This is a genomic window from Duganella sp. GW821-FHT01E12 (assembly GCF_059422325.1).
Map to the genome: position 1 here is coordinate 23,417 of NZ_JBWKWR010000021.1, position 6,535 is coordinate 29,951.

The following is a 6,535-nucleotide window of genomic DNA, read 5'->3' on the forward strand; positions in this document are numbered from 1 at the left end:
TCCATCAGTGGATCAGTGATTTCATTTTAAGCTATTTATCCCAATGGGGAATCAATGGATGATGGCTGCACATTCACTCACTTAGCGAGGTTCTCCATGAACACCTTATCGACAGCAGTGCAAATCGGCCGCTACACCCTGCGCAACCGCATGGTCATGGCGCCCATGACCCGTTCGCGCGCCAACGATGCGGACGGCGTGCAGTCCGAACTGGCCGTCACCTACTACCGCCAGCGCGCCACGGCCGGCTTGATCGTCACCGAAGGCGTCTTCCCCAGCGCGATGGGCAAAGGTTATGTGCGCACGCCGGGCATCCACACCGACGAGCAGGTCGCGGCATGGAAGCCGGTGGCGGAGGCGGTGCACGCCGAAGGTGGCCGCATCTTCATGCAGCTGATGCACACCGGCCGCATCTCGCATCCGAGCATGCTGCCCGGTGGCGCGTTGCCGGTGGCGCCTTCCGCCATCAAGCCTGCGGGGCAGTCTTTCACCGCCAACGGCATGGCCGATTTCGTCACGCCGCGTGCGCTGGAGACTTCGGAGGTGGCGGACATCGTCGCCGAATACCGGCTGGCGACACGGCGCGCGCTGGAGGCGGGCTTCGATGGTGTTGAACTGCATGCGGCGTCGGGCTATCTGCCGGAGCAGTTCCTGTCGTCGGGCAGCAATCGGCGCGGCGACCAGTATGGCGGCTCGATTCCCAACCGCGCACGCTTCATCCTGGAGGTGCTCGATGCGATGATCGCGGAGGCGGGCAGCGACCGGGTCGGCATCAAGATATCGCCGGAGATGGGCTTCAACGACATCAAGGATGAAACGCCGGTGGAGACTTTCACTTACCTGGTGGGCCAGCTTGCGCCGCTCGGCCTGGCCTATCTGCATGTGGCCAAGTTCAAGGCGGAGTATGACTACCATGGCGCGTTGCGTCCGCTGTTCAACGGCGCCTACATCCTGGGCGGCGGCCAGACCCGCGAGTCCGGCGAACAGCGCATCGCGGCCGGCGAAGCGGACGCCGTGGCCTATGGCAGCGCCTTCCTCGCCAATCCGGACCTGCCGCGCCGCTTCGAGTTGAATGCGCCGCTCAACACGCCGAATCCGGCGTTGTTCTATGCGCCGGGGGCGCAGGGCTATATCGATTATCCGGCGCTGGCCGATGCCGCCTCCAACCGCGCACTGCGCATCCACGCCTACGGCGGCGAGGAGGTAATGCATTGGGATGAGGTGCCGATGCCGCAGCCGGGTCCGGGCGAGGTGCTGGTGCGGGTTGCCGCCGCCGGCGTCAACGGCCTCGATTGGAAGATCCGCGATGGCCTGGTCAAGGATGTCTTCCAGCTGCCGTTGCCCGCCACGCTGGGCCTTGAATTGGCCGGCGAGGTGATCGCGCTTGGTGCGGGCGTGGATGCCTTCGCCGTCGGCGACCGTGTATTCGGTGCGCTGGGCGGCCTGGGTGCCTACGCCGGTTACGTGGCGGTCGGCGCGTCCAAGCTGGCGCCGATACCGGCAGCCATGGAAGACGCCACCGCCGCGGCGATTCCTGTCGCTTCGATGACGGCATGGCAGTCGTTGTTTGAAGCGGGCCAGCTGCAGCGCGGCGAGACGGTGCTGATCCATGGCGCCGCCGGCGGCGTCGGCAGCTATGCCGTGCAATTCGCCAGGCAGGCCGGCGTCCGCGTGCTGGTCACCGCACAAGGACGCAATGCCGATCTGCTGCATCGCCTCGGCGCCGATGAAGTGATCGACTACAAAACCACGCGCTTCGAGGATGTGGCGAAGAACGTCGACCTGGTGTTCGATCTGGTTGGTGGCGAAACGCTGGACCGTTCGTGGCAGGTGCTGTCGCCACGGGGGCGTATCGTCAGCATCGCCGCGCCGGATATCGCGGCGCGCGTGCCGGAAGGGCGCCGTGGCAGCTGGCACGCCATGCATCCCGATGGCGCATTGCTGGCGCGGATAGCGGCGCAGGCGGCCAGCGGCGAGCTGACCGTGGTGGTCGCGGAGGTCGTCACCGCCGACCAGGCGCCGGCCGCCATCGAGCGCAACAAAACCGGCCACGGCGCAGGGAAGACGGTGATCCGCTTCTGACCGCGGCTGTCCATGGCGGCGCGAGGAGGTAAAATGGCGGTATTCGTCATTGATAGCCTGAAAGTCCGCCGCCATGTCCGACCTCGAACACACCCCAGACAGCATCACCATCGCCCGTCCCGACGACTGGCATTTGCACCTGCGCGACGGCGCCACCCTGGCCAGCGTGCTGCCGCATAGCGCCCGCCAGTTCGGCCGCGCCATCGTGATGCCCAACCTGAAGCCGCCGGTGACCACCACCGCCGCCGCCGAGGCCTATCGCAAGCGCATCATGGCGGCCCTGCCAGCCGGGATGAAGTTTGAACCGCTGATGACGCTCTACCTGACCAACAACACGCCGCCGGACGAGATCCTGCGCGCGCAGGAAAGCGGCATCGTCCACGCGGTCAAGCTGTACCCGGCCGGCGCCACCACGAATTCGGACGCCGGAGTGACCGACCTGTCCAACTGCTACAAGACGCTGGAGACGATGCAGGAAGTGGGCATGCCCTTCCTGGTCCACGGCGAGGTCACCGACCCGGACATCGACCTGTTCGACCGCGAAGCCGTCTTCATCGAGCGCGTGATGCGCCCGCTGCGCCGCGACTTCCCGGCGCTGAACATCGTCTTCGAACACATCACCACCAAGCACGCCGCGCAATACGTGGCCGAAGCCGAAGGCCCGATCGCCGCGACCATCACCGCGCATCACCTGCTGTACAACCGCAACGACATCTTCAAGGGCGGCATCCGTCCGCACTACTACTGCCTGCCGGTGCTCAAGCGCGAAGAACACCGCCTGGCGCTGGTCACCGCCGCCACCAGCGGCGACGAGCGCTTCTTCCTCGGCACCGACTCCGCGCCGCACGCGCAGGGCGCCAAGGAAGCCGCCTGCGGTTGCGCCGGTTGCTACACCGCGCTGCACGCGATGGAGCTGTACGCCGAAGCCTTCGAACGCGCCGGCGCGCTGGACAAGCTGGAAGCCTTCGCCAGCTTCAACGGCCCGGCCTTCTACGGCCTGCCGCGCAACACCGACACCATCACGCTCAAGCGCGAACAGTGGACGCTGCCGGAAACCCTGCCGCTGGCGGACCAGCAAGTGGTGCCGCTCAACGCCGGCGAAACCATCAACTGGAAAATGGTATAAGCAGTGCTGCAAGCGATAGACTGGCCGCGCCCCTGGTACGACTCGATACGCACCGCGGCCGGCCACCTCTCGGCGGATGTGCCCTTCATGGACACGTTCAACGCGCAAGCCGCCGCACTGGGCCTGCGCAACCACCAGGACTTGCCGATCCATTTCGTACCGCAGGAATCGCTGCCGGATGGTACGGCGTATGAAGCCTTCATCGGCGCGACCGGCGGCGTGCCCACGCGCGACAATCTGCACGACTTCTTCAACGGCCTTGTGTGGCTTAGCTTCCCGCGCATCAAAGTGCAGCTGAACGCCCTGCAGGCGGCGCAGATCGCGCGCGACGGCGTCGGCAAATCGCGCGGCCCGGCGCGCGACGGCGCCACCATCTTCGACGAAAACGCCGCCCTGCTGGTGGTGCGGGACAGCGCCGCCGGCCACGCGCTGACGGCCGCGCTGCGCGACCATCAATGGCGCGCCGCCTTCGTCGAGCAGCGCGCCAGCTTCGGGCCGGACGCGCAAGTCTGGCTGTTCGGCCACGCGCTGATGGAAAAGCTGGTCGCGCCGCGCAAGGCGATCACCGCGCACACCCGCGTGGTGGTGGCCGGCGACGACTTCTTCGCCATGGACCACGACGCCCGCCGCCACTGGATCGACGCGAAGGTGGCGCAGGAACTGGCCGAACATGGCCTGAGCACCGCCGACTTCACGCCGATGCAGGCGCTGGGCGTTCCTGGCTGGTGGCCGGAGCAGGACGACGCCTTCTACAATGATGCAACGGTGTTCCGCCCCAAACGCGCACCGGCGGTAAAATAGATTTTTAACCGACTTCGCCGCCGACGCGGCAGAAAGAGCACGCCATGACGCAGGTAATTCGCTGGGGGATACTCGGCACCGGCAAGATCGCCAAGGCTTTCGCCACCGCCTTGCAGGAGACCCCGGGCGCCAAGCTGGCCGCCGTTGCTTCGCGCAGCGTAGATAGCGCTACCAGCTTCGGCGCCGAATACGGCGCGGAGCGCTGCCACGGCAGTTACCAGGCCTTGGCGGACGATCCCGAGGTCGACGTGATCTACATCGGCACGCCGCACCCCATGCACCACGAGAACGCGCTGATGTGCCTCCACGGCGGCAAGGGCGTGCTGGTGGAGAAGTCGTTCACCATGAACCGCCGCCAGGCCGAGGACATCATCAACCTCGCGCGCCAGAAAAAGCTGTTCGTGATGGAGGCGATGTGGACGCGCTTCATGCCGGCAGTGGTGGAGGCCAAGCGCATCGTCGACAGCGGCGAGATCGGCGTGCCGGCCAACGTCAGCGCGGACTTCGGCTTCACCTCGGACGCAGGGCCGGAGCATCGCCTGTTCGCGCCGGAGCTGGGTGGCGGCGCGCTGCTGGACCTGGGCATCTATCCCTTGTCGATGGCGTCGTTCTTCCTCGGTCCCGTGACTGGCGCGATGGCGCAGGCGGAAATGGCCGCCACCGGCGTCGACATGCAGACCGCGTTCACGCTAACGCACAAAGACGGCGGCGTATCGTCGTGCGCGTGCAGCCTGCGTTCGCGCACGCCGACCGAGCTGACCATCTCCGGCACCAAGGGCTTCGTGCGCCTGCACGACCGCTTCCACAACACCGAGACCCTCACCGTCACGCTGGTGGACGGGGCTTCGCGCAGCGAGCGCACCATCAACCTTCCGCGCAGCGGCAACGGCTACACGCACGAAGCGCAGGAAGTGGGGCGCTGCATCCGCGCCGGCTTGATCGAAAGTCCGGTGATGCCGCACGAGGAAACGCTGTCCATCATGGGCACGCTGGACGACATCCGCGCGCAGATCGGCTTGAAATACAGCGCCGATCAGTAGGGGTATCAAGCAGGAGCGGCGGGAACTGGTTAGAATCGCCGGATGTCGTTTTCACAATCGGGTTCCTATCATGTTCGTCGCCACTCGTTCTCCCTCATTGAAAACCGTCCTGCTGGCCAGTGGCGTCGTCCTGACGCTGGCGATGGGCGTGCGCCACGGCTTCGGCTTCTGGATGCAGCCCATCTCGCAAGCCAACGGCTGGACGCGTGAAACCTATTCGCTGGCGCTGGCCTTGCAGAACCTGTTGTGGGGCGCCTTCGGCCCGTTCGCAGGCATGGCGGCCGACCGTTTCGGCACCATGCGCGTGGTGGTGGTGGGCGCCTTCAGCTACATGGCGGGACTGGCGTGGATGGCGCTGGTGAAGGATCCGACCATGTTCGTGATCGGCTCGGGCGTGTTCATAGGCCTGGCGCTGGCGTGTACCGCGTTCGGCGCGGTCAGCGGCATCATCGGCCGCGTGGCTCCGGCGGAGAAACGTTCGTGGGCGTTCGGCATCTCCGGCGCGGCCGGCTCCTTCGGCCAATTTTTGATGATGCCGGTCGAGCAGCAGCTGATCTCCGCGGTGGGCTGGCAGAGTGCCTTCTACCTGCTGGCCGGCCTGGTGGTGCTGCTGATGGTGCCGATGGCCTTCCACCTGCGCGAGCCTGCGGTGGAACACGGCTCCGGCCCGCAGCAAAGCGTGCGCGAAGCGATGAGCGAGGCGGTGGGCAACCGCTCCTTCCTATTCCTGGTGGCGGGCTATTTCGTGTGCGGCTTCCAGCTGGTGTTCATCGGCGTGCACATGCCGGCGTACCTGAAGGACAAAGGCATCGCCAGTCCGGGCGTGGCGGTGATGGCGCTGGCGCTGATCGGCTTATTCAACATCTTCGGCTCCTACTACGCGGGCAAGCTGGGAGGGCGCTTCCCCAAGCGCTATTTGCTGTCGTCGATCTACTTCGCGCGGGCGGTGATCATCGGCCTGTTCCTGCTGGCGCCATTGACGCCGTACTCGGTGTACGTCTTTGCGGCGGCGATAGGATTCATCTGGCTGTCGACGGTGCCGCTGACGAACGGCATCATCGCCGGCATCTTCGGCGTCAAGCACATGTCGATGCTGGCGGGTGTGGTGTTCTTCTCGCACCAGGTGGGCAGCTTCGTCGGCGTATGGCTGGGCGGCTACCTGTTTGCAAAGCTGGGCAGCTACGACATCGTCTGGGGCATCGCCATCGGCTTGAGCGTGATGGCGGGGCTGATCAATTTGCCGATCAACGAGCGCGCCATCGAACGCGGCGTCTTGAAGGCGGCCTGACGATGAAAACCTGGCTGCTGCGCGCAGCCGGCGCTGTGGTGCTGGCGCTGGTGTTCATGGCCTACCTGACGCCGGATTTCCTGCTGGACCTCGCCAACCGCTTCTACCTGTGCTTTTAGGGTGGGGTCAAGTCTGACATTCGGACACGGCCTGTGCCGTGGGCTGGGGGTCAAGTCTGACATTCGGACACGAGCTCTA

At 65.8% G+C, this 6,535-nt stretch carries 5 protein-coding genes; all 5 read left to right on the forward strand.

Annotation, left to right across the window (positions count from 1 at the left end; all coding sequences use genetic code 11):
• Positions 1-96: 96 nt before the first annotated feature.
• The 5 genes from AC07WS_RS29945 (at position 97) to AC07WS_RS29965 (ending at position 6,337) form a co-directional block, all read left to right on the forward strand.
• Positions 97-2,082, forward strand: coding sequence for an oxidoreductase (locus AC07WS_RS29945; protein ID WP_494732574.1), 1,986 nt, complete (start codon positions 97-99; stop codon positions 2,080-2,082).
• Between the two features lie 73 nt (positions 2,083-2,155).
• Positions 2,156-3,208, forward strand: a complete 1,053-nt coding sequence (gene pyrC / locus AC07WS_RS29950; protein ID WP_494732575.1) for a dihydroorotase — start codon at positions 2,156-2,158, stop codon at positions 3,206-3,208.
• A gap of 3 nt (positions 3,209-3,211) precedes the next feature.
• Positions 3,212-4,009 (forward strand): DUF3025 domain-containing protein, encoded by a 798-nt coding sequence (locus AC07WS_RS29955; RefSeq protein ID WP_494732576.1) that lies wholly within the window; start codon positions 3,212-3,214, stop codon positions 4,007-4,009.
• A gap of 44 nt (positions 4,010-4,053) precedes the next feature.
• Entirely contained in the window at positions 4,054-5,049 is a 996-nt protein-coding gene (locus tag AC07WS_RS29960) for a Gfo/Idh/MocA family protein (protein ID WP_494732577.1), read from the forward strand.
• 70 nt (positions 5,050-5,119) lie between these two features.
• On the forward strand, positions 5,120-6,337 hold the full coding sequence (locus tag AC07WS_RS29965; RefSeq protein ID WP_494732578.1) for an MFS transporter: 1,218 nt from the start codon (positions 5,120-5,122) through the stop codon (positions 6,335-6,337).
• The last annotated feature ends 198 nt before the right edge of the window (positions 6,338-6,535 follow it).

What these genes read in the sequence shown, in the direction of transcription:
- AC07WS_RS29945 (WP_494732574.1), top strand. Translation starts at nt 97, where the DNA reads ATGAACACCTTATCGACAGCAGTGCAAATCGGCCGCTACACCCTGCGC.
- pyrC (WP_494732575.1), top strand. Translation starts at nt 2,156, where the DNA reads ATGTCCGACCTCGAACACACCCCAGACAGCATCACCATCGCCCGTCCC.
- AC07WS_RS29960 (WP_494732577.1), top strand. Translation starts at nt 4,054, where the DNA reads ATGACGCAGGTAATTCGCTGGGGGATACTCGGCACCGGCAAGATCGCC.
- AC07WS_RS29965 (WP_494732578.1), top strand. Translation starts at nt 5,120, where the DNA reads ATGTTCGTCGCCACTCGTTCTCCCTCATTGAAAACCGTCCTGCTGGCC.